At 70.2% G+C, this 23,341-nt stretch carries 17 protein-coding genes and 1 pseudogene; 8 read left to right on the forward strand and 10 right to left on the reverse strand.

Going from position 1 to position 23,341, the window contains the following annotated elements; translation table 11 throughout:
• The first annotated feature begins 97 nt into the window (after positions 1–97).
• Together ACZ7H1_RS26995 and ACZ7H1_RS27000 are read left to right on the forward strand one after the other, a co-directional pair.
• Positions 98–700 (forward strand): dihydrofolate reductase family protein, encoded by a 603-nt coding sequence (locus ACZ7H1_RS26995; protein ID WP_470790364.1) that lies wholly within the window; start codon positions 98–100, stop codon positions 698–700.
• A 223-nt stretch (positions 701–923) separates the two neighbouring features.
• A complete protein-coding gene (locus tag ACZ7H1_RS27000) occupies positions 924–1,715 on the forward strand; it encodes an alpha/beta fold hydrolase (protein ID WP_470790365.1) in 792 nt (263 codons plus the stop codon).
• 5 nt (positions 1,716–1,720) lie between these two features.
• Here ACZ7H1_RS27000 and ACZ7H1_RS27005 read toward each other — a convergent pair whose 3' ends face one another.
• Positions 1,721–3,628, reverse strand: coding sequence for an SMI1/KNR4 family protein (locus ACZ7H1_RS27005; protein WP_470790366.1), 1,908 nt, complete (start codon positions 3,626–3,628; stop codon positions 1,721–1,723).
• Positions 3,629–4,006: 378 nt separating this feature from the next.
• Here ACZ7H1_RS27005 and ACZ7H1_RS27010 point away from each other — a divergent pair, with 378 nt between their 5' ends.
• Entirely contained in the window at positions 4,007–10,144 is a 6,138-nt protein-coding gene (locus tag ACZ7H1_RS27010; RefSeq protein ID WP_470790414.1) for a DNRLRE domain-containing protein, read from the forward strand.
• A 582-nt stretch (positions 10,145–10,726) separates the two neighbouring features.
• Here the strand turns inward: ACZ7H1_RS27010 and ACZ7H1_RS27015 are convergent.
• The 8 genes and pseudogenes from ACZ7H1_RS27015 to ACZ7H1_RS27050 all read right to left on the reverse strand — a co-directional run bounded on the left by ACZ7H1_RS27015 (position 10,727) and on the right by ACZ7H1_RS27050 (position 15,973).
• A complete protein-coding gene (locus tag ACZ7H1_RS27015; RefSeq protein ID WP_470790415.1) occupies positions 10,727–11,614 on the reverse strand; it encodes a hypothetical protein in 888 nt (295 codons plus the stop codon).
• Positions 11,615–11,730: 116 nt separating this feature from the next.
• Positions 11,731–11,961: a chaplin gene (locus tag ACZ7H1_RS27020; RefSeq protein WP_470790367.1), complete on the reverse strand. Its 231-nt coding sequence runs from the start codon at positions 11,959–11,961 to the stop codon at positions 11,731–11,733.
• A 423-nt stretch (positions 11,962–12,384) separates the two neighbouring features.
• Complete coding sequence (locus tag ACZ7H1_RS27025; RefSeq protein WP_470790368.1) at positions 12,385–13,944, reverse strand: phosphodiester glycosidase family protein; 1,560 nt, start codon at positions 13,942–13,944, stop codon at positions 12,385–12,387.
• Positions 13,941–14,351 (reverse strand): peptidase inhibitor family I36 protein, encoded by a 411-nt coding sequence (locus tag ACZ7H1_RS27030; RefSeq protein ID WP_470790369.1) that lies wholly within the window; start codon positions 14,349–14,351, stop codon positions 13,941–13,943. Before ACZ7H1_RS27030 ends, ACZ7H1_RS27025 begins: the two co-directional genes overlap by 4 nt.
• Positions 14,352–14,357: 6 nt before the next feature.
• A pseudogene (locus ACZ7H1_RS27035) lies at positions 14,358–14,414 on the reverse strand (hypothetical protein); the annotation flags it as partial.
• Positions 14,415–14,429: 15 nt separating this feature from the next.
• Positions 14,430–14,648 carry a peptidase inhibitor family I36 protein gene (locus ACZ7H1_RS27040; RefSeq protein WP_470790370.1) on the reverse strand — a complete coding sequence of 73 codons (219 nt, stop codon included), beginning with the start codon at positions 14,646–14,648 and terminating at the stop codon, positions 14,430–14,432.
• Positions 14,649–14,876: 228 nt separating this feature from the next.
• Entirely contained in the window at positions 14,877–15,494 is a 618-nt protein-coding gene (locus ACZ7H1_RS27045) for a phosphodiester glycosidase family protein (protein WP_470790416.1), read from the reverse strand.
• Positions 15,392–15,973, reverse strand: coding sequence for a hypothetical protein (locus ACZ7H1_RS27050; RefSeq protein ID WP_470790371.1), 582 nt, complete (start codon positions 15,971–15,973; stop codon positions 15,392–15,394). The genes ACZ7H1_RS27045 and ACZ7H1_RS27050 overlap by 103 nt, the downstream gene beginning before the upstream one ends.
• A 430-nt stretch (positions 15,974–16,403) precedes the next feature.
• Here ACZ7H1_RS27050 and ACZ7H1_RS27055 point away from each other — a divergent pair, with 430 nt between their 5' ends.
• The 4 genes from ACZ7H1_RS27055 to ACZ7H1_RS27070 all read left to right on the forward strand — a co-directional run bounded on the left by ACZ7H1_RS27055 (position 16,404) and on the right by ACZ7H1_RS27070 (position 20,311).
• Positions 16,404–17,180 carry a hypothetical protein gene (locus ACZ7H1_RS27055; protein WP_470790372.1) on the forward strand — a complete coding sequence of 259 codons (777 nt, stop codon included), beginning with the start codon at positions 16,404–16,406 and terminating at the stop codon, positions 17,178–17,180.
• Positions 17,181–17,457: 277 nt separating this feature from the next.
• The gene (locus ACZ7H1_RS27060) at positions 17,458–17,880 is read left to right on the forward strand and encodes a hypothetical protein (protein ID WP_470790373.1); all 423 of its coding nucleotides are present in this window, start codon (positions 17,458–17,460) and stop codon (positions 17,878–17,880) included.
• Positions 17,881–18,376: 496 nt separating this feature from the next.
• Positions 18,377–19,207 (forward strand): helix-turn-helix domain-containing protein, encoded by an 831-nt coding sequence (locus tag ACZ7H1_RS27065; RefSeq protein ID WP_470790374.1) that lies wholly within the window; start codon positions 18,377–18,379, stop codon positions 19,205–19,207.
• 60 nt (positions 19,208–19,267) lie between these two features.
• The gene (locus tag ACZ7H1_RS27070) at positions 19,268–20,311 is read left to right on the forward strand and encodes a methyltransferase (RefSeq protein ID WP_470790375.1); all 1,044 of its coding nucleotides are present in this window, start codon (positions 19,268–19,270) and stop codon (positions 20,309–20,311) included.
• 17 nt (positions 20,312–20,328) lie between these two features.
• On the opposite strand, the gene ACZ7H1_RS27075 is transcribed toward ACZ7H1_RS27070, so the two are convergent.
• On the reverse strand, positions 20,329–21,675 hold the full coding sequence (locus ACZ7H1_RS27075) for a lipase family protein (RefSeq protein WP_470790376.1): 1,347 nt from the start codon (positions 21,673–21,675) through the stop codon (positions 20,329–20,331).
• 322 nt (positions 21,676–21,997) lie between these two features.
• On the opposite strand from ACZ7H1_RS27075, the gene ACZ7H1_RS27080 reads away from it, so the two are divergent.
• A complete protein-coding gene (locus tag ACZ7H1_RS27080) occupies positions 21,998–23,305 on the forward strand; it encodes a PucR family transcriptional regulator (protein WP_470790377.1) in 1,308 nt (435 codons plus the stop codon).
• Positions 23,306–23,341 lie beyond the last annotated feature (36 nt).

Here is a 23,341-nt window from a genome sequence, read left to right on the forward strand (position 1 = left end):
CACCCTGACCGAACCGGTGATTCCGCGAGCCGCAAGGGTCCTGCGGCGTCCGGCGGTCGTACTGTCGAAGCCGTAGCGTCACAGAGGAGGACTTCTGATGCGCAGCGTTACCTATGCGATGGGCGTCTCACTTGACGGCTACATCGTCGGGCCGGACGGCGGCTTCGACTGGACGGAGCCCGACGAGGAGGTCTTTCGCTTCTGGATCGACGAGACCCGGAAGGTCGGCGTCCACCTGCTGGGGCGACGGCTGTACGAGACGATGCTGTACTGGGAGACCGCCGACCAGGATCCCTCGCTCGACGACGCCATGCGCGAGTGGACCGCGCTCTGGAAGCCGCTCCCGAAGGTGGTGTTCTCCACCACGCTGTCGGCGGTGCAGGGCAATGCCCGCCTGGCCTCCGGCAGCCTGGCGGAGGAGATCGAGCGGCTGCGGGCCGAGCCGGGGGAGGGCCAGATCGCGATCGGCGGCGCGACCCTCGCCGCCGAGGCGGCCGCGCTGGATCTGATCGACGAGTACCGGACCATGGTCTATCCGGTGCTGGTCGGCGGTGGCATCCCGTTCTTTCCCCGACGCGAGCGCCGGGTGGACCTCGAACTCGTCGAGACCCGCACCTTCGGCTCGAAAGTCGTCTACCTCCGCCACCGCGTGGCGCGTCAGCCCCCTCGCGAAGATCGACTCGCTGAGCAAGGGGCCTGACTGACCACCGGCCCCCGGCGGTGCCGTCGCCGCCCACGACACCACCTCCGGCATCACCCTCGCCGCGGCCACGCCGCCGCCACAAGCGTCCCCTCGAACCGTCAGAAGCCGACCGGATCGGGGTGGTTGGGGCGCAGATGCCGACGATGGTCTGGGCGGCCTGGAACGGGAGTGGCGATCGCCCAGGCGCCGTTGACGGCGGCGGTGTGATCGAATCGGAGGTATGAAGACCACCACCGAGCTGATCCCCGTCGCTGGCGGAGGCCGCATCTGGGCCGAGGTAGCAGGGGAAGGCCCCCCGCTCGTCCTGCTCCACGGATCGGTCCACGACAGCCGTCTGTGGGACCGTGTCTTCGCCGCGCTGGCACGGCACCACACCGTGGTTCGTTACGACGCCAGGGGCCATGGAGGCTCGACGCTTGCGACCGCGCCTTTTCGCTATGAGGACGACCTGCTGGCGGTCCTGGACCGATTCGGCTTCCAGGCTGCGGAGCTCGTCGGCTTGAGCATGGGAGGAGAGGTCGCGCTCGACTTCACCCTGGAACACCCCGGGCGGGTCCGCTCGCTGACGCTGATCGCGGCCTCCGTCGGCGGGCACGAGTGGCCCCCGAGCCCTGAAACGGATGCGTACGTCGCGGCGCATCGCGGATCGGACGCACGCCGCATTGCCGAGCTGGAGCTCACGGTCTGGGCGAGCCTGGGCGACCGGGCCCCGGGTTTCGACGTCATCGAACCCATGGTGCGGGAGAACGCCGAAGTCAGCGCCGCCGCTGAGAAGGGACACGCGCTCGACCCCGACGAGGACGCGGTCGGCCGTCTGGACCGGATCGAGGTGCCGACGATGGTCGTCGTCGGCGATCACGACCACCCGGAGATCGGCGTCATCGCCGGGCGCCTCGCCGACGGCATCCCCGGCGCACGGCTGGAGGTGGTCGCCGGTGCCGATCATTACCTGCCACTACGGGCTCCGGGGCGACTTCTCGAACTCCTCCTCGGTTCCGAACGTTCTCGTTGATCCCGTCAGCGTGCGGCATCCCAGGTCAAGCTGATCACGGAGTACGCCTCCCCGTTCCCCGGTGGCCGCGTCCACGAGCGGGTGGTGAACCTGTGCAGCCGCCCGTTCGTGATCGCGTAGCGCGGCAGTTGGACACCGAACTCGCCGGTCAGGGCCGCCAGTAGCGACCGCTCCGCCTCGGCGCCCTCCTCCCGGGAGCCGAAGAACCGGTCCGGGTCCAATGCCCGTGGGATCTCCCCGGTCCGGCGTATCTCTCCGTCCGCGTACGTGAAGGCGTACTGCTCGGCGCCGTCCCGCGCCACGGAAAGGTGGAAGAAGGGTCGCCCGCGCCTGGTCCTGAGACCGCTCCACACGACCACCGCGCGGGTGCCCGCGCTGGCGGCCGCAGCCGGTGAGACGAACCGCTGCGGGTCGAAATCTGAAGGGGCGCTGTCGAAGGCGAAGCTCCAACGGGTGCCGGCCCGGCCGACCGCCACGAGGGCCTTGTCGTCGTAGGACGAGAACTCCCTCTGCCCGCGGAGCAATCGGTGGCGGGCTTCGTCGGAAGTCCTGGGAGCGTCCAGCGCTGCGTCCTTCCCGTCCGCGAGGCGGCCGGGAACGTCCTCCGGCTTCCCCCCTTCGACCAGCACGAACCGGTAGGACGTGAGGTCGGCGTGGGGGTCCGGGTCCGCGAGCCACGCCAGGTCGTCCGGGTCGAGCCCGGCCGTCGGGCACGGTGCCTCACCCGCCTGCCCGCCCCTGGGGGTGGACAGCAGCTCGCGGCCCCGTTCCGCGGTCAGCAGGGGTCCGAGCAGGGGGTCGGCCACCCATCCCAGCGGCGCCAGGTGGTCGGGTCCCAGCGGCTGCCAAACCGGCAGGGCGTCCACCAGCGTCCGCCATGCCCCGTCGGTGTCGCCCCACCGCGCCAGCTCCCGGGCCCGTTCGACCGCTTCCCCGAACGGTCCGGCCGCCGTGTAGCGGTACGTGCCGTTGCGTACCTGCTCCAGCGTCGCGTAGGCCAGCGCCACCACGTCGTCACCGGCTCCGCGCAGGTGGAACGTCAGCGTGGAGTCGTCCCGGTACGAGTGCGCCGCGTGCTCGGCGACCAGCGCCGGCAGCAGCTCGGGCGCGTACTGCGGGTCGGTCACCACGTCCTCGAAGTACACCATCGAGGTCTGTCCGAGCAGGCGGCGAATCTGGTCGCCCAGCCCGGCGGCCCGCGGTCTGCCGTACTCCTTCGCCTCGTCCAAGGCGTGCCCGGCCCGCTCCCAGTCGCCGCGCAGTGCCTCCAGCCGGGCCTGTTCCATCCGGGCGTCCAGATCTCGCGTCGTGTCGTTGGCGAACTCCGGCTCCCCTCTGACCGGGCGTGCCCGCAGGCTGTGGAACTCCCGGTGCATGGCCCGCATGAACTCGGCGAAGTTCGCGTGCCGCTCGGGTTCCGCGGCCCGCCAGCTCGCCCACGTGTACACGGCCCACTCGCCGTCCTCGTCCACGTCCTCGGGATCCATGAGGACGTGGGTGACGTCGGATTCGACGTCGAGCTGGAGCCCGCGCCGCCATATGTCCGCTTCCCGCCGCCCCTCGGGTCCGGCGTCGTCGTCCAGGTACTCCTCGAACACGTCCGCGAGCCCGGACTCGTTGTCGTGCCAGCGCGCGTCCGCGGTCCCCGCCAGCAGCCAGACGAACCCGCCGGCGTGCTGCCACCCGTCGCTGACCTTGAGGAATTCCCGGTACGACGGGGGCATCCGCCGGCCGAGGCGCTCCTCCATGGCGGCGATCCGCCCCTCGGACGCCGCCGGAAACCCCAACCACCGGCCCCGCCGGGCGGCTTCGTCCGTCTCGCTGCGCGTCTCGTCATCAGGCAGGGAATCGGACCACTCCTCGCTCCATCCGAGCAGGAACGGCCGCCAGTCGATCGGTGTCGTATTCGCCATGGGCCCGATGCTGACATCCACCACTGACACAGCTCGCGACGCCCGGCGGAACAGGGCGCTACTGAGCACCCTCCTCGACGAACAGTCAGGAGCGGCGTCCCGCTGTGGGCGTTGGCCGATTTCGATCATGTAACGCCTGACCCGGGATAGGGGGCGGGAAGTGCTGTTTGTCCACGTTGTTGATCTTGACGGGAACGCTACATTCCTCTTGCTGTGGACAGCTTGTAAGACCAACTGTCCGGTATGTAAGACGATTTCATAGACGTAGGGGAAATTTTGCCTTCCGGAAAGTCAAGAGGCATACCCACTGGGTATGCCGGTAAGCCGCTCGGCAGAAGAGGTGGCCTGCGGTCCACCTCGTCGGGCATGGCGTTGCTGATGGCCGTGTCCATGATCTACGGAGCCGAGGCGGCGGTGGCCGCCCCTTCGCGAGCGGGCAACGCGGCGCCTGCGACGCCGAAGCCCGTCACTGCGGCGGCCGACATCCAGTCGGCCCGCGTGGCGGCGCGGCTGTCGGGCAAGCGCGTGGAGGCGCTGTCGGAGCGTACGGAGACGTCGACGACGTGGGTGAACAAGGACGGTTCGCTGACGACGGAGTTGTCAGCCGGCCCGATCCGGTTCGAGGACCCCGACACCGGTGACTGGCGCAATGTGGACGTGGAGCTCGCTGCCGCGCCCGACGGGTCGGTCGCGCCCAAGGCGCACCCTCGGGGGCTGCGCCTGGCCGGAAAGTCGGGCGCCAAGTCGGCATCGCTGAAGGCCGCGCAGGCCGCCCCGGCCACGGAGCTGGTCACTCTCGGCACCGGCGAGAACGCCATCACGCTGCAATGGCGTGGCGGTCTGCCCAAGCCGGAGCTGAACGGCACGCGTGCGACGTACGTCAACGCCGTTCCGGGTGCGGACGTGGTCGTGGAGGCGACCCGTACGGGCTTCGAGCAGTTCGTCGAGGTCAAGGCGAAGCCGGCGGCCGGTTTTTCGTACACGCTTCCGCTGCGGACCAAGGGTCTGAAGGTTCAGCCCCAGGCCGACGGCAGCATTCTCTTCACGGACAAGAAGTCGAAGAAGACCGCGAGCATGCCCGCGCCCGTGATGTGGGACGCGACCGTGGACGAGGTCTCCGGTGAGCACACCCGTCGGTCCAAGGTCGCCATGAAGGTCGTCAAGACCAAGGGCGGCGTGGACCTGGTCATCACCCCGGACGCCAAGTTCCTGGCGGACCCGGCGACCAAGTACCCGGTGACGGTCGACCCGTCGACCTCGACGCTGGGGAACCTCTTCGACACCTACGTCCAGCAGGGCGAGACCGTCGACTGGTCGGCCGACACCGAGCTCGACATGGGCAACCCGGGCACCAAGAACGGCGACGGCACCTGGCGCACGGCCCGTTCCTTCATCACCTGGAACACCGCCCCCGTCGCCGACGCGCTCATCTCCAGCGCGACGCTCTCCCTGTGGAACTTCCACTCGGGCAACACCGACTGCTCGGCCCAGCCGTGGGAGGTGTGGACGGCCAACAACGCCTCCACCTCCTCCCGCTGGACGAACCAGCCCTCGATGGTGACCAAGATGGCCACCTCGACGCAGACCAAGGGCAACACGGCCTGCACCGCCGACGGCTGGATCACCGCGGATGTCAAGAACCTCGTCCAGCACTGGTCCAACAACAAGTGGGCCTACTCCGGCATGGGCCTGCGGGCCACCGACGAGCTGGACGTCAAGGAGTGGAAGCGGGTCAATTCGGCCAACGCCGCCTCCAACCCGCCCAAGCTGACGGTCACGTACAACTACCGTCCGCGGACGGGTACGAAGCAGGAGGCGGGCGCCCCCTTCTTCTCCTATGGCGGCGCCTACGTCGTCAACACGGTCACCCCGACGCTGCGTGACACGTTCATCGACGTGAACGGCGACACGATCCAGGGCGCGTTCCAGATCTTCGACAACGCGACCAACGCGCAGGTCGGTGACGTGCTGCGGTCGGCCTTCGTGCCCTCGGGCAAGCCGGCCTCGGTGACCGTTCCGGCGGGGGTGCTGACCAACGGCAAGACCTACCGCTTCCGTACCTCCCCGTACGACGGCACGCACTACAACCTCGGCTGGTCCGCGGAGAAGACCTTCACGGTCGACACCGCCGCCCCCTCCGCCCCCACCGGCATCACGTCCACCGACTACCCGTCGAACGCCTGGGTCAAGGGCGCGGGCCAGACCGGTGTCTTCAACGTGACCCCGCCCGCGGCCGACCACAACTGGCTGGAGTGGTCCCTCGACGGCACCAAGTGGACCAAGGTGACCACCGGTGGCGCCGCCGGCGCCAAGGCGATCTCCATCGCCCCGCCGAAGGACGGCACCCACACCCTCCAGGTCCGCACGGTCGACAAGGCGGACAACAAGTCCGAGGCGATCGAGTACACCTTCCACGCCGGTCCGGGCGGCTTCGTCCAGCCCAGCGAGGGCGAGCGCACCGCCCGCCGCCTCCCGCTGGTCGCCGAGGCCGACGGCAGCAAGTACGACAAGGTGTCCTTCTCCTGGCGCCGCTCCGAGGCCGACGCCTGGGTGCAGATCCCGGCCGGTGATGTCACCGCCGGCGGCACGCCTGTCGCCTCCTGGCCCGTCAGCATGGTCTTCGGCCAGAACGGCGCCCTCGTCTGGAACACCACCGACACCGTCAACCCCGACGGCACGGTCCAGATCAAGGCCGACTTCACCGGCCCGAACTCCGCCACCGGCGCCACCCAGCCCCTCACCGTCATCGTCGACCGCAACGCCTCCGGCGCCGCGACCGGCGAGATCGGGCCGGGCGAACTGAACCTGCTCACCGGCGACTACGCCCTGTCGGCGTCGGATGCCTCGGCGTTCGGCCTCTCGGTGGAGCGCACGGCCTCCTCCCGCGTCCCCGGTCAGGGCGGGCAGCAGGAAGGCCAGGCGGGCATCTTCGGCAAGGAATGGGTCTCCGGAACGGCCGCTGAGCTGACCGACTCCGACTACTCGCACCTGCGGAAGACCTCCGACACTGCTGTGGCGGTCGTCGACTCCGAAGGCACCGAGCTGCACTTCACCGCCAACGCGGCGAAGACCGCCTGGATCCCCGAGCCCGGCGCCGAGAACCTGACCCTCACCGGCAGTGTCACCGGCTCGTTCACCCTCTCCGACAACCGGGGAACCGTCACGGAGTTCACCAAGCCGGACGCGGCGGCCGCCACCTGGCAGGTTTCCTCCACGCTGCGCAACGGCCTGACCAACTCCACCGTCACGGTGGTGTCGGAGACCGTGACCGTGGACGGCAAGAAGCTGGCCCGCCCCAAGCGGGTCATCGCGCCGACTTCCGCCGTGACCGCGGCCACCTGCACGGCGACCCCGGCCACCAAGGGATGCCGCGTGCTCGAGTTCGTCTACGCGACGAGCACCACGGGCACCGACACCGTCTTCGGCGACTACCTGAACCAGGTCAAGGAGGTCCGCCTGTGGTCCACCGAGCCCGGTGCCGCGGCTGCGACCTCCAAGAGCGTGCAGTCGTACGCGTACGACGCTTCCGGCCGGCTGCGGCAGGCCTGGAACCCGCTGGTCAGCCCCGCGCTGAAGACGGAGTACGCCTACGACACGGCGGGTCGGGTCACCGGCCTGACCGAGCCGGGTGAGCTGCCCTGGACCTTCACCTACGGCCAGGCGGGCAGCAGCGCCACCGCCGGTCCCGGCATGCTCCTCAAGGCGTCCCGCTCCGGCCTCAAGCAGGGCACGACGGACGTCGTGGAGGGCACCAACGCGACCTCCGTGGTCTACGAAGTCCCGCTGACCGGCGCCGTCGCCCCGTACGCCATGGGTGCCGCGCAGGTGAAGGGCTGGGGCCAGACCGACGCCCCGACCGACGCGACCGCCGTCTTCCCCGGTGACTCCGTGCCCTCGTCCCACGACGGCGGCGCTCTGACCTCCGGCTCGTACGGGCGCGCCAACATCACGTACATGGGCGTGTCCGGGCGCACGGTCAACGCGGCTGCTCCCGGTGGTCACATCAGCACCACCGAGTACGACCGCTTCGGCAACACCGTGCGCAGGCTGTCCGCCGGTAACCGCGCCGTCGCGCTCGGCATCACCGCCGCCGACCGCGCCGTCCAGGCCGACCTCGGGATCGCCCAGCTGTCCTCCGCCGACCGGGCCGGCCTGCTGTCCACCACGTCGGTCTTCAACGAGAACGGCACGCGCGAGCTCGAGGGCTTCGGCCCCCTGCAGCGGGTCCAGCTGAGCGCCGACCTGAAGTCCGGTACGACCACCCTGGTGGCCGCCGGTACCTCGGTGACGGCCCGGTCCCAGCGGGTGTACGAGTACGACGCCGGCCGTCCGACCGACGGCTCGGCAAAGGCGAAGGACCAGATCACCCGGGTGACCGCCGGCGCCCAGGTGCGCGAACACGCCTCGGTGCTGGGTGACAAGCGCGTCGCGGCGACCGTGGTCGACTGGTCGAAGGGGCTCCCGACCCAGACGATCAAGGATCCGGACGGGCTCGCGATCACCGAGACCACCGAGTACGACGCCCAGGGCCGTGTCACCAAGCAGCGGCTGCCCGGCGCCACCGGTACCGACGCCGGCACGCGCGTGACCACCTACTGGTCCGCCACCGGCACCGGGACCTGTCAGGGCCGCCCCGAGTGGGCCGACCTGGTCTGCTCCACCGGCCCGGCCGGCGCGATCACCGGCGGCGGCACCAACCCGTCGCAGCTGCCGACCACCACCACCGAGTACAGCTGGTGGGGCCACCCGGCCAAGGTCATGGACACCGCGAACGGCGTCACACGCACCACCACGACCACGTACGACGCCTCGGGCCGCGCGACCAAGGAAACGGTCACCGGCGGTGTGGGGCAGGCGGTACCCGAGGTCACCACGGAGTACGACGCCGGCACCGGAAACATCGTCAAGAAGACGTCCCCCACTGCGGGCACGATCACCAAGACGTACGACAAGCTCGGTCGCCAGACGTCCTACACCGACGCCGACGGAGGCGCCACACGGGCCGAGTACGACCTGCTCAACCGCCCCACCAAGATCACCGACGGCGCGCCGTCCACGGTCACCTACACCTACGATCACAGCGCTGAACCGCGTGGCCTGGCCACCGCCCTCACCGACTCCGTGGCGGGCGCCTTCCAGGCCGTCTACGACGCCGACGGGGACGTGGACAGCGAGAAGCTGCCGGGTGGCTACTCCCTCGACGTCGTCAAGAACAGCGTGGGTGCGGTCAGCGGGCGCACGTACACCCGTGACTCGGACGGGACCCTGGTGTACTCGGACACCGCTTCGTCCTCGGTCCACGGCCAGATCTCCTCGCAGAGCGGCTGGTCCGAGCAGGCGTTCGGCTATGACGCCACCGGCCGGCTCACGTCCGTCGAGGACACCGCGAACACCGTCTGCACCAAGCGCACCTACACGTTCGACCAGCGTTCCAACCGGAAGACGCTGACCTCGGCGGCCGGTACCCCCGGCGCCGACTGCCCCGCTTCCGGCGGTACCACCACCACCCACACCTACGACAGCGGCGACCGCCTGGTCGACGCCGGTTACGTGTACGACGGTTTCGGCCGCACCACCACCGCGCCGGGCCACGGCACGGTCGGTTACTACGCCAACGACCTCGTCCACCAGCAGGTCGCCAACGGCCGGCGCCAGACGTGGCAGCTCGACTCCGCCCTGCGCATGCGGTCGTGGAAGCTCGAATCGGGCAGCGGCAGCACCTGGACCGACCTCGGCACGAAGATCAACCACTACGGCGAAGACGGCGACGCCCCCCGCTGGATCGTCGAGAACACGACCACCGGCCAGATCAGCCGCAACGTGGAATCGCTCGCGGGCGTGCTCGGCGCCGTCACCGGCCAGAGCGGTGAGACGGTTCTCCAGCTGAGCGACGTGCACGGCGACGTGGCCCTCCAGCTGCCGCTGGACACGAGCAAGCCGCCCGTCGCCCTCGACAGCGACGAGTACGGCAACGCCAGGGACGGCCAGTCGCCGACCCGGTACAACTGGCACGGAGCGCAGCAGCGTTCCACGGAGACGCCCAGCTCCCTCACCATGATGGGCGTGCGGCTCTACAACCCCGGCACCGGCCGCTTCCTGTCGACCGACCCGGTCTACGGCGGCAACGCGAACGCCTACGAGTACTGCGTCGGCGACCCGGTGAACTGCCACGACCTCACCGGTGCCTTCCGGTTCAGCTACTGGAAGAACGCCTGGTGGTCGCCCGTCCAGTACTTCTGGATATCGGTCAAGCTCACCCGGGGCGAGACGAGCCGGCTGGCATGGAGCGCAGCCGCGGTCGGAGGATTCCTCGGAATTCTCAAGGACTACGTTCCCGGCTACTGGAAGCACGTGGTCAACGCCATGCGCTTCTACGCCTGGTACATCGCGGTCTCGGCCGGATATATTGCCTCGTACACGAAGGACTGCGCTGCGCTTCGAGGTGGTTGGGCGAAAATGCGCTGGTCACATCGTTCGTGGTACATGATCCCCTCGGTCTGGAGGACCCGATGCTGACGCGTGCGTGCGGGTGAGCGGCTCGACCGCGAGCCGGCTGATGGGCGTCATCGAAGCGGTGGCGGCGGCGGTGCTCGGGGTGATGGCTGTTGCCCTGGGTGTCTCCGGGCACCTCATCGCCGTACTCTTCGCCTTCGGAAGCCTGACGTTCGCCTGGGACTGGTGGCGAAGGTCGGGTAGGGGTGGGTCGGACTCCGCTCCGACTGCTCGCCGCGAGCGCTGAGGCGCCCGACGCACGTTCTGAGAGGGCCTGTCGTGGAATCCCCACGGCAGGCCCTCTCTTTTCAGCCGCCCGACCCGACCGGCCTGCGGGTGGCCGGCAGTTCTGGGCCGAGCCGGGATTCCGTGGCCGAGGTCCTTGAGGCGGCGGGGTGCCGACGCGACAGTGCTGTGCGACTGGTGCGACCGCGCTGTCACGCGGGACGCCGGTCCGCTCGACCCGGCCCCGTGTACTGGGCCATGGCCTCCTCAGACCTGCCGCGCGAGTTGCCCACCGGCAACGGACTGGGTGCGGCCGCTGCTGACGAACTCACAGCCAGACCTGGGAGACAGCTCTTGTCAGCTCTTCGATCGCGGATGGGATCAGTTGGCGTTCTGACGGAAGGCCTGGGCGCTGACGTTGGCGGCATGGGGGCTGTTGATGTTGTTGTTGGTGGTGATGTTGTTGAACGCCGAGATCACGCCGCTGAGGTTGATCGGAAGGATGGATTGATTGCCCCCGTTGCCGCTATTGCCGCCGCTGTCGAGGTCGCAGCCCGGGCCAGGGATGATGGCCGCGGCCCTTGACGAGCGTGTGATGACGCCATCGGTCACCGTCGCGGTGTTCTCGACCGCGCAGGGGGCGTCGTCGGGGATGTCGACGGCGAACGCGACCTCGTAGCTGTCCCCCGGTTCCATCTCGGAGCTCTGGCACTGAAGGGTCTGGGATCCCGGGGTGCCACACGTCAGCGTGTCGGTGGAAAAGTTCTGGATGCTGATGGAATCGACGGTGAACCCGGCCGGGAGGACGTCCGTCATGGTCGTCGCGCCATCGGTCGATTCGGTCCCCGAGTTGCGGACCGTGATTCTGTAGAACCCGCTGAGACCCCGCTGGGAATTCCCTTTGCAGTCTTCAGGATGCTCAGCTCCGCCTGCGCGTACGCGGGGGTGACCCCTGTGGTGAAGGGCACCGCGATGCCGAGCCCCAAAACGGTACCGAGGACGGCCACGCGGTGCCGCATCGTACGAATGGTCATGGATCTCTCCCGTCGGGTGGCGTTCTCCGTACCCTCCACATACAGGAACACGTCGGCAGAAGGTCTGATCACGGACGCGCCACGCCCTTGGATTGCCACTGCCCCATCTGAATGGCGGTCCCGAGCGTCTCCTACGCCATTGCTCGGCCGATCGCGTCCTGGCGGGAGAGGCATCCCGGGCAGTGGCGGGCCCTGCTCCGAACGCAGTGGGCGAGCCGGGCAGCGTCTTGTCGATCGATGCTCTCCCGGGGCGTTACGCGTGTGAGCGCGGCCGCCGGGGAGGAAGCCGGGGGCCGCGCTCACAGGTCACACGGCGAGCCGGCAGGGCTCCGCGGTGCGTTGTGGGGTGGGTCAGCGGTTGACGCAGGTGTTGCCGAAGGCCGGGTTGAGGAGCGCGATGATGTTGACGGTGTTGCCGCAGACGTTGATGGGAATGTTGAGCGGGACCTGGACGGCGTTGCCGGAGATGACACCCGGCGAGCCGATGGCCGCGCCCTGGGCGCCGGCGTCGGCGGAGGCGATGCCCGCTCCGCCGAGGAGGACGGCGCCGGTGGCGGCGATGACGGCCGTGGTCTTCTTCACTGGGTCTCCTTGAGGATGTGACTCTGGCGCGGTAAGCAGCAGCGGCGGTAGGCCGTGAGCCCGGCAGGCAGACGGGCCCACGCCGGGCTCTCGTCCTCTCCAACCCGTCAGCGGGGTGCGAGGACACGGTGCTCGACCCGTTCGGGTGCCGTGCACAGGCCGCATCCCCGAGTGCGGGCCGCATCCCGGGCGGCCCGGCATCGTCTGGGTGCCCTTCCGGGACGCCCACCCCGCGGACTACACGTTCACCTGGCCTCGCGGCGGGTGATCCGCGGGGGTGGAGGCCTTCGTACAGACGACGCTGGGCGCTCCCCACCCGTAAAGATCCTGAACGGGGCCGCGCGGCATTCCGTTACGCCGACCGGGTCCGGTCCGGCGGAACGGATTCGTCCGTCGCCCGCGAGGAGATCGCTGAGAAACGGCCTAGCTGCCCGGGGTGACGACGTCCCCGCCGAGGCCGACGTACACGGAGTCGAACACCGGGCGGTGCTTGAGGTCCGTCAGGCCGCTGTACCGGCGGTAGTTCGCCGCGGTATCAGCCGGATTGTCGTTGTTCTGGCGGATGAGCAGGGTGGTGGAGCCGCCGCCGTCGAGGTTGATCGCGTCCATGACCCGCAGCTCGGCCAGGGGCTTGGTGACCTCGGCGAAGAAGCCGCCGTCGAAGACTGCGAGGTCGGCCTGGCCGGTCTCCGGGTTCTCGTCACGCGGTCCGGTCAGGGTCGCGATGACGGTCCGGCCCTGGTCGTCCACGCCCACGACGGTCCGAGAGTCCTTGCAGATGACCTGCTCGCCCGCGCTCACCAGGCGGGCGCAGGACGTCGGCTCGCCCTTGCCGTCCCGGATGCCCGGGAACTTGTTGACGCCGCTCATGAGCAGCCGGTGGCCGCCGGAGACGATGTCCACGGACTCGTCCAGCGGTATGTCGCGGCCGTCGAAGGTGTCGGTGACCTTCTGCTCCAGCGTGAGCTTCGCCCCGACCTCGTACATCTCCTTGAGCCACGCGGTCGGGACCGTGCCGACGACCTGGAGGATGTGCTTGCCCTTGGGTACGTCCTTGCCTCCGCGGACGGTGGTCCACGTCGGGGGACGGGTCAGGCTGCCGTCCGCCTCGACGACGACCTCGAAGCCCTCGGAGTTGTCCGATCCGATGGCGGTGTTGAGGTCCGGCCGGGGCGTCTTCATCCCGTACCGGTCGTTGAAGAGGACGAACTCCGTCGGGTCCTGGTACACGGTCATCGACCGGCCCTCGGAGTCCGCGTACTTGCGGCCCTCGGCGTCCTCCGGGTCGTTGGGGTCCTTGTCGCCGACGCCGTCCGTGTCGTCGCGCGGGCAGGCCAGGGCCCCGCCCGGGTTGCGGTTGACGTCGTCCACGACCTGCCGGGCCGGGCCGCCGCCGGCGGGGGCGCGGTCGCTCGTGACGGCGATGCCCGTCGAGACCTCGGTGATGTACGGGATGCCGTACTGGAGCACGAGGGACCGGCGGCTGGCCTTGTCGGGGTTGCAGGCGGCTCCCAGCAGGACCCCGTCGCGGACCGTCGCACCGTAGCTCTGCACGGACTCCTCGTCCTCCGGGGCGGCCAGGGCGTGGCGGCCCTCGGGGGAGAAGAAGCTGGCGTTGATGCCGCCGACGGGGAGGTTCTTGTTGGCGTTGAGCTGGTCGCGGACGATCTCGGCGTCGCCGGCAGCCCTGCCGTACGTGCCCTCGATGCGCAGGGAGCCCTTCGCCGGGTCAATCCGCAGGATGTTGAGCTCGCGCCGCGGCTTGCCGTGGCGGAGATCGCCTGACGGCGGGGCGGTCTCCCGGTACCGGAAGTGCTCGACGCCCGGGGCGAGGACCTTGTCGGCGTCGGTCTCCGTGATCCCCTCCCAGCCGGTCAGCGGCGGGGCGGCGGTGGTGGCGACTGAGCCGGGGGCGCCGGGGAGGGTGAACAGGAGGGCGGTCGCCAGGGCGGTGGCGGCGGCGGTCCGGCGGAGGGTGGTCACGAGCAGTCCTCATTGTCGCTGAACCGGTGGGAGTTGAAGGTGTTCGCCAGGCTGCCGGTCACCGAGGTCGCGTCACCGGGCAGGACGCGGAAGGGCTTGTCCGCCGCGGTGAGCTGGTCGAGGTGCTTGGCGTAGAAGCACGCCGTCTTGTCCGTGCGGTTGACGACCGACTCGATCTGGTCGGCCCAGACGTCGGGGTGGTAGGCCCGGTAGTCCTGGCCGGTGCTGGTGAGGCGGCCGCGGCCGGCGGGCTCCTGGAAGAGGCAGAGCGTGCCGTCGGGGCAGCGCTCGAACCCGGTGAAGCAGTGGCCCTGCGAGGGCGCCAGCTTGTGGGAGCCGAGCTTGCCGCCGAGGTTCGGGGCGAGCACGGAGAGGTTGTCCTTGGCGCCGGGCGCGACCGCCTTCACCTGGCCGCCGAAGCGGGCCTCCGTGTACAGGCAGGCCCAGTAGGGCGAGTTGTTGTACAGGGATTCGGCGCGGTCGCCCTACGTGCCGTACGACTGGCCCTGAGCGTTCCCTCCCATGTCGTACGCGCGGACGGTGTCGCCCTCGTCACTGGTGCCGTCGGCTGCGCTGTAGAGGCACAGCGAGGCGGTCGGGCAGGCCTCGTACCCGGCGGCGCTCGCGGGCAGGGCGGAGAGCGCCGTCCCGAGCAGGGCAAGCGAGCCCGCCGCCAGGGCGCCGCGCAGCATGGTGATCTTCAAGATTGTCCTTATGTGAATACGTGCTGTGATGGCGATCGTAGAGGTCGTGTCCGCGGCGCTCAGCCGGCGGTGCGGTGCGAGGGCCCGCCTGACGCGGTCACCGCGCCCCGGCCCGGGCCACCGTCCGGACCTGCGTGATCCACCCGACCCGGGCCTCGCTCGGAGTGACGACCCGGCCCGCAGCACCTGCGCGGCGAAGGGGCCAGGGCCGAGTCTGCCGCGGCACGTTCAGGAGCGCGGTACGACGACGATGGCGTTGCTCATGGGCCGCTCGACGTTGACGGTGTCCTCCCACTGGTCCCGCGGGCGGTTGTAAAGACTGTCGTTCACGACGAGGGTCGTGTCACCGCCGCTGCCGAGGCCGACGGCGTCGCGGGCTCCGAGCCACCGCATGACCTCGGCGGCCTCGGGCAGGGTCACACCGACGCTGTGCTGGGTGTTGCGTCCGTCGATCGTGACGAGCATCAGGTGGCCGTCCGCGGAAATGCCGGCCAGGGTGCGGGCATGCCGCGAGGTCAGCACCCCGCTGGGACGGCACTTCTCTGCCGGCACGGGGAGGGTGCACGAGGCGTGTGCCATGCCGTTGGCGGCCGGGTTGAGGTGGACGGCGCCGTCTCGCAGCAGTGCGGGAGTGCCGCCCGGTACGGGAGAGAATTCGGCCGAGGTGACGGGGTCGCCCTGCGGGTCGGTGATGACGGTCCGCGGCTTGATCGTGTCGCCGGGAGCCGAAGCCGTCTTTGCCTTCAGACCGAGGGCCTTGAGCCAAGCGCCGCCCTTGCCGATGCCCTGGAGGACGCGGCCGCAGGGATCGGTCCCGGCGCCTGGCGGACCTCGAGAACCTCCCAGTTGCCGTTCACGACGACCTCCGTCACGGGAGTTCCGGCCCACGCCTTGGCAGGCGCAGGGGTCGTGTCCCCCCACTCGGGACGAAAGATCACGATCTCGTCGGGGTCGAGGCAGGTGCCGTTGCGCATGGGCGCCAGCATGCCTACCGGACCTGCTGCAGTGAGGCGGTAGTCGCCGCCGACGCCGCCGCAGCCGAGGATCTGGCCGGCCACTCGGTTGATGCCGTCGATGTCGCGTTCGACCCTGTCCGGGACGGAGATCCACGTCCGGAAGGAGACCTCGGTGGTGCGGTTGCCGCCGCCCGCCGTGTTCAGGAGGAGAGCGGTACGACCGTTGTCGGGTGCTCCGAGCAACACGTTGTTGCGCGCGTACAGCCCCTGTGGAACGCCTTCATATCCGATGAAATCTTTGTTGTTTACGGAGTCGATGTCGAACTCGATGCCGTTGACTGCGGCCAGCGCACCGCCGGCTACGGCCATCTGACTCGGATCTGCCAGGGCCCCTTGCTTCCGGGTCGGTTTCCGCGGAGTGGAAGACCCGGGTCGAGTAGTCCGGGTTCAGTTCGGCGGCGGCCGCATTCGCCTCGGCTGCGCTGGCGTAGGGGCCGGCATGCACTCCGTAGAACGGCAGCGCGTACGTGTCCACAGTCTCCGGGGAGTGCAGCTCGACCACCTTGGCCCTGAATTCCGCCGGTACCTTGGCGGCGTATGCGACGGCACCTTCCTTACGATATCGAATGGTTGTACGCCCGGGTGTGGCCGCAAGGTCCGTCGGGCGTGGTGAGGTCCTCGCCGTCGACCGGGAGCGGGCGGGACCGTACGCCATGCCTTGACACGATGCCGTGATTGTTCGGATTCACCCCTGTTTGCCGATAGCTTCACGACCAGTCGAGCAGAAGCGGAGCGACCGGTGAAGACGAGCGCCGAGACCGTCTGGTTCACGCCTGCCCTGCGTACGCTCACGGCTCTCGTCGGTGCGGGGTCGTTCGGGTTGGGGGCATTCGCCGTCTTCGCGACGCAGAACGGGACCGGTTCGGCGGCGCTGATCGTTTTCGGGGGCATCTTGTTCCTCCTTGCCCTGTTCGGCAGCCGCGTCGAGAGCCTCGAGTTCGCAGGGGCCACGTTGAGGATGCGGGCCGCCGCTGCGGAGAGGTTCGCCTTGGCGGAGGAGTCCGAGCGCCGAGGGGACAACGCCACGGCGAACGAGCTGCGGGCAGAGGCGATGACCCTGCTCGACGCCGCACGGCCGATCGCAGACGACTACAGCTCGGTACGCGGTTCGATGCGCCCCGGTGCATCACGTACCCGGGCCATGGAAGAGGTGCTCGCCCGGGCGCGCCAGTTGGCGCGGGAACAGCCCTTCGAGCCCGCCGAGGTCTCGCGCTGGCTGCGGGAGGGTACGGACGAGGAGCGCATCACTGCCCTGGCAATGATGCAGGCCAACCCCGGACTGCGGAACTTCGAAGCCACCCTTGCCGCCATCGCTCACTCGCGCAGCGCCTTCGAGCAGTACCACGCCATGCTGCTCGCGGTGCAGATGGTCGATGCCCTGGACGCGGACCAGGCCGGGAGGCTGGCCGAACTGGTGGAGGCCCAGAGGGGATTCCGCTTCCGAGCGGACTCGGACCGCGAGCGGCTCGGCGAGGAGATCCTCCGCCAGGCACGCAGGCGCTCGCAGGAGGGGTGACAGCCCCCGCGATCCGGAGACGAAGTCCGGATGCCGGGCCTCCGCACAGAGGGGCCCCAGCACCGGAACTTGTACACGCCTGCAGGGCCACCTCGTCGCCCAGGTCTCCCACTGAGCGAGCCGAAAGGCTGACCATGCGGTGGCGGTCTCACCTCCCGCCACCCCCGACCTCTACATTCGCAACAAATTGGTCGATTTGGCGTGAATGTGGGAGATGTCATGCGGAGAACTTTGCGGTTCATGGCGGCACTGGCGGCAATCGGTTGCGATCGGCAGCGTGAGCGTCAGCACCACGCACGCCGACGGGGGACTGCTGTCCGGCATCCTGTCGCCTGTGGTGTGTGGCCTCCAGACCAACGTGAATGGCAACAACAACCAGGTCGCTCAAGGTGGGACCTGCGAACAAACCGCAACGCCAACACCCCCCAACGGTGGCGGGATCACCGGGTACGAGGTGATCCCCATCGACACGGTCACGCTGGGGCCGAACCAGTCGGCGGGTCGGGGGGCGTTCTGCCCCGCGGGAAAGCGCGCCCTGAGCGGCGGTGTCGTCCCCACTACGACCGGTACCTCCGGCTTGGAAGTGAGTTGGTCTGGTCCGAACGCTGACGGAACTCGCTGGGAAGTCAATGTAGACAACCAGGGGGACCAGGAGGAGACCGTGACCTTCTACATCGTCTGCGCAAACGTCGCCAGCTGACTGCGTCGATGCCCTCCCCAGGTCTGGCGCTCAGCGCTGGGGCGGGCCGGAATCGGTCGGAGAGCGGTAGCCGCCGCCTGGTCAGAGACAGGTGCCTGGTGGTGAGGTGCGGTGACACTGTCCAGGCGGGGACGGGACATCCGGGCCCAGGTCCGTTCCACGACCCGGCGGCGCGGCAGGATGCTGAAGCCTGAGGAGTGCCCGGGCCGACTGACGGTCTTGATCGTCAGGTTTTGGGAATCGATGACGGTGGCGACCGCGCGGGGACCTTGGCAACGTTACGGCGGATCCGCTGGAAGAGTGCGTCGCGGATCTGGGCGTTGACACCGCAGGCTGCCCAGCGGGTCAGTAGCTGTTGAAGAGCCGCCTGGGATACATGCGCGGCACGCCCTGAGCCCGAGCAGCCCCGTACGCGGCGGGACCGCCGAATCGGCCGCGGAACGGTCGCGGAACTTTCGTCCAAGACAAGGCCCGCGAATTCAGCGAGCCTGGATGCATGCCCAGAGACGACGCGGGGGACGCGCCCCCGGAGCGCATTGCATACGACCGTTGGGAGGTCGCCCGGCCCCTGGGCGGCACCTCTCTCGACGGCGTACGGATGGCCGGGTTCCGGGACCGTGCGGCCGGCGGGCTGGACATGCGGGTGCTGCCGCAGCCCGCCGTGATCGTCGTCATCGGGCTCGGAGCCGGCCCGGTCACCGTGGAGAGCGCCTCCGGACACCGGCCGCTGAGGGGTCTCGTCGCCTCCCTGTCGCCAGGTCCGGCCCGTATCCGCGGCGAGGGCGTCGAATGCGTCGAGGTCGCGTTGTCACCCCCGGCCGCCTATGCCCTGCTGGGCGTCTCCCCGCTCGAACTGGACGGCTCCATCACCGGACTCGAGGACCTCTGGGGGCGGCACGCTCGGCTGCTGCGCGAGCAGTTGGCCGACACCGCGTCCTGGCCGGAACGCCTTGCGCTCACGGACGGGTTCCTCAGACGGAGGGCCGCAGGGGCCCCGCCCATGGCGCCCGAGGTCGCCGCCGCCTGGGACGCCATCGTGGCCGACCGGGGCCGCGTGCGGGTCGGCGACCTCGCCGCGTCCTGCGGATGGAGCCGCAAGCGGCTCTGGACCAGGTTCAGTTCCCAGGTCGGCCTGACCCCCAAGCGCGCCGCCATGCTGGTCCGCTTCGACCACGCAGCCCGGGCGCTCCTCGCAGGCGAGCGCGCCGGCGACGTCGCCGTGGCGTGTGGATACGCAGACCAGCCCCATCTCCACCGCGACGTCCAGGCCCTCGCCGGGTGCACGCCCGGCGCACTGGCCGGCTTGAGCGCGTCCACCGGGCCCTGACTGCCCGTACCCAGACCGGTCGGTGATCGGTCGACTCGAAGGAAGGAAGCAAGACCTGTGATGAACACCGAGGTCCGAGCAGCACAGACGGCGGCAGGCCGGGAGCTCGTCGTCCGGCTCGCGTTCGGGAGCATGGCCGCCCACACCCTGCGCGCGGCGGTCCGCCTGGGGGTCGTGGAACTGATCGGCGACGGGCCGCGCACAGCTGCCGAGGTGGCCGTCGGAGCCGGGACCGCGCACCAGCCCATGACACGCCTGCTGCGTGCCCTGGCCGCCCTCGGCCTGCTCACGGAACACGTCCCGGACACGTTCTCGTTGACCCCGGCGGGGGCGCTCCTCGGCCCCGGCCACCCCGACTCCCTCGGGTCGTTCGTCCGCATGTTCACCGATCCGGCGATCGTGCGCGCCTGGGAGCACCTGGACGGCAGTGTCCGTACGGGGGAGACGGCTTTCGATTCCGTCTTCGGCACGGACTTCTTCAGTCACCTCGCCCGGCACCCCGAGCTCTCGACGGACTTCAACGCGGCCATGAGCCAGGTCGCCTCCGAGACCGCCGCCGTGCTGCCGCGGGCCTTCGACTTCAGCCGGTTCGCCTCGGTCACGGACGTCGGCGGAGGCAGCGGCACCCTCCTGGCCGCTGTCCTCGAAGCGCACCCGGGTCTCGCCGGCGTGGTCTTCGATACGTCCGACGGCCTGGCAGAGGCTGCGAAGACACTGGCGCGGCACGGGCTGGAGGAGCGCTGCTCCCTCATTGCCGGGGACTTCTTCCATTCGGTCCCGCAGGGCTCGGACGTGTACCTCGTGAAGAGCATCCTGCACGACTGGACGGACGCCCGGGCGGTCACGATCCTGAGCCACTGCCGCCAGGTGCTGCCGCCCGGCGGCGTCGTTCTGATCGTGGAGCCGGTGCTTCCGGAGGTCGTCGGCGCCGAGGACGAGGGCACCTACCTGAGCGACCTCAACATGATGGTGAACGTCGGCGGCAGGGAACGCACCCGGGAAGACTTCGAGGAGGTGTGCCGCCGGGCGGCCCTGCGCGTCACGTCGGTCACCCCGCTCGCGGAGGCCGCCCCGTATTCCCTGATCGAGGCCGTGGCCGACTGACCGCCCGGTGAGGGGCGTCAGGACAGCGGAGCCGGCTCCTCCGGGGCCAGGGAGTTGCCGGCCGGGATGCGGCCGCAGTCGGACGGGGCCTGCCTGCCCGCGAAGCGGTCGTTCAGCCAACCGAGGGCGGCGGGGGCCCAGGCGACGGCCGCGGTGGTGTGGCTGAGCAGCTCGTGCTGGCGGTACTTGACGGCCGCGTCGCCGGTGGCGCAGTACTGCCGGGCCAGCGTGCGCACGTCGCCGGAGACCATGACGCCGTCGCCCGTGCCGATGCCCCGGTGGTTGCCGAAAGTCCCTTCCAGGACGCCCGCGTCGCCCTGGGCGATGAAACCGGGGACGGTCGGGGTGGCGGCCGAGCCCAGGTTGAGCTTGTTCATGGCCTCGACGAACGCCGGGATCGAGTTCGGGTTGGCGTACTCCGGCTTCGCCATCTTCTTCCAGGTCAGGCCGGGGTACTGGCCGATGGCGTTGATGATGGAGCCGCGCTCCAGCTTCTTGTACACCTTCAGGCCGTAGTCGTTGAGGTAGGACCCGAGGTCGATGCCGTACGAGCGGGAGACGCCGATGACGGCCATCGGGATGACCCCGGACCATGCCAGCGAGCCGTCGACGTACTTCAGGTTGTGCGCCGGGTTCACGAGCAGGCCGCCCTCGGCGTAGCCGACCAGCTTGCGGTTGACGTCCGGTGCGTAGCCCGGGGCCAGCGCGGCCGCCCAGTTGGTGGCGATGGCGCCGCCCGAGTAGCCGATGAGGCCGAAGGAGGTCCCGGCGTTGAGCCGGGTCGCGGAGGACCTGGTGGCGGCGCGGATCGAGTCCAGGGTGTTGGTCCCGTACTCCGGTCCGGCGGCGAAGTTCGCCTGCTGGCCCTCGGTGTCCGGGATGACGACGTCGTAGCCCTGGGCGAGCAGCGGCACCAGGAGGAGCGACTCGGCGTTCGGGATGAGGCCGCCGAGGGTGACGTCGCCGGCGATCGCGCGGGACGGACCGTCCTCCGGGTTGAGCGAGTCGTAGAACGACTGGTAGGACACGGCCTTGCTGCCGTCGCCGGTCAGGCTCCGGACCACGGTGGTCACGTTGGCGGCCGGACGGCCCTGCGCGTCGGTGGTGCGGTAGAGGAGCTGGACCGCCTTCAGGGGCGTGGCAATGCCGACGAGGTGGTACTGGAGCGTCCGCGTCTTCAGCACGGTGCCCGGCGCGTACGAGGACAGCGGTTCGCTGCCGCTGTAGGCGTAGAACGCGTCGCCCGCCCCGCTGGCCGCCCCCGCGGCCGGTGCGGAGTCGGCGGCGGCGGCCGTCGGCGCGGCGGTCACGACCGCGGCGGTGGCGACGGCGAGAGCGAGCAGGCGAACGGCTGCCTTGGACATGGGGTCCTCGATTCGTGGGGGGCGGGGAGCGGATCCGGGGACAGATCGGCGGTGCACGGCGGTACGGCGGTACGGCGGTGCGGCCGTGCGGCGGAGCCGTACGGAGACGGGGAAGCGGGCGGGGGGCGGCAACGGCCGCAACTGCGGCCTCGGGGCTACGGTCACGCAACTTTCCGGCGGGCAAGGTGACCAGGTCTGTCACCGTTCTGGTCATCCACCAGCCGGTCGTGTTACCAACCAGTAGGAGAACTCCCGGAAACATCATGGACGCAGCGGGCTGCCACGTCTCCGGGGCGGGGAACAGAGATTTGCGAGGTGGATTGTGACCGCATCCAATGCCGACGCACCCGACTCGGTGCCGCATTTCGGCGGCGTTCCGGTCCACAAGCGGCTCCAGGCCGCCACCGGCGCGCTGGAGCGGGCTGTGATGGCCCGTCTCGTCGAACGCCTGCCTGTATACGGAACGCTCCCCTCCGAGCACCTGGGCGGCGACATCGCCAAGCAAGTGGTCCGCGGCATCCGCAGCTTCGCCGAGGTGCTGCGCACCGGCGAGCCGCCAGGGAAGGCCGAACAGGCGGCGATCCGCGAGTCGTCGGCCCGGCGCGCCGACGAGGGCGTGCCGCTGGAGGCCGTGGTGAGCGCCTACCACCTCGGCGCGGAAGAGTGTGCCGCCCAGGTGTTCCCGACCGCCGGGCCGGGCGACCTGGGCGACGTACTGCTCGTCCAGCGCCGCCTCCTCGCGTACCTGCGGCTGGTGAGCTGCGAGGTCGCTGCCGGGTACGTGGAGGAGCGGCAGACCGCGCTGAGCGACGAGCAGGTCGCCCTGCAGTCGCTGCTCTCCCGGCTGCTGGAGGGCGGCAGCCCGCAGGCAGCCGCCGACCGCGCGGGCATCCGCCTGCCGCCCTGCTACCTGGTGCTGAGCATCGCGGTGGGACGCCACCCGGACGAGCTGGTGCCCGGCCTGAACCACGAGGTCGCGGCCCGCCGCAAACTTCGCCGCCTGTGCAACGAACTCCAGCGCCGGACGGCCGGCGTCCCGCTGTCGGTCCTGTCCGGCGACGGCGGGCTGGTCCTCCTCCCGTACGAGACGCCGGCCGCCGAGTTCGGCCCGGCGGACCGGGACCGGCTCTCCCGGCTGGTCGAGGAGCTGGGCCGGACCTGCGGCGCCGACGTGCTGGCTGCGGCGGCGGCCGCGCCACCAGAGGGCGTTGCGGAGGCCGCCCGGCTGGCCGCCGAGGTACGGGCGGTGGCACAGGCCTCGGGCCGCGGACCCGGCGCGTATCTGCTGGAGGACGTCCTGCTCGAATACCAGCTGAGCCGCCCGAGCCCGGCCCGGGAAGGCCTCGCCGTACTGCTCGCCCCGCTCGACGGCCGCCCGGAGCTGATCGACACCCTGCGCGCCTTCCTCGGCTGCAGCCTCGACCGGCGCCGGGCCGCCGCCCGGCTCCAGGTCCACCCCAACACGGTGGACTACCGCCTGCGCAAGGCCGCGGAGTTCACCGGGCTGGACGCGGCGCGCGGCTCCGACGCACTGACCCTGCGCGCCGCCCTGGCCGCCCGGGACGCGCTACGGCAGGAGCGCGGCACGGCAGGGGCGGGCGGATCCGGCCCGGCGGCCGCCCCGGCTTGACGTACGCAGGGCTCCCGTGGACGGATCGGGAGGCCC

This window comes from Streptomyces sp. NPDC037401, from assembly GCF_055602345.1.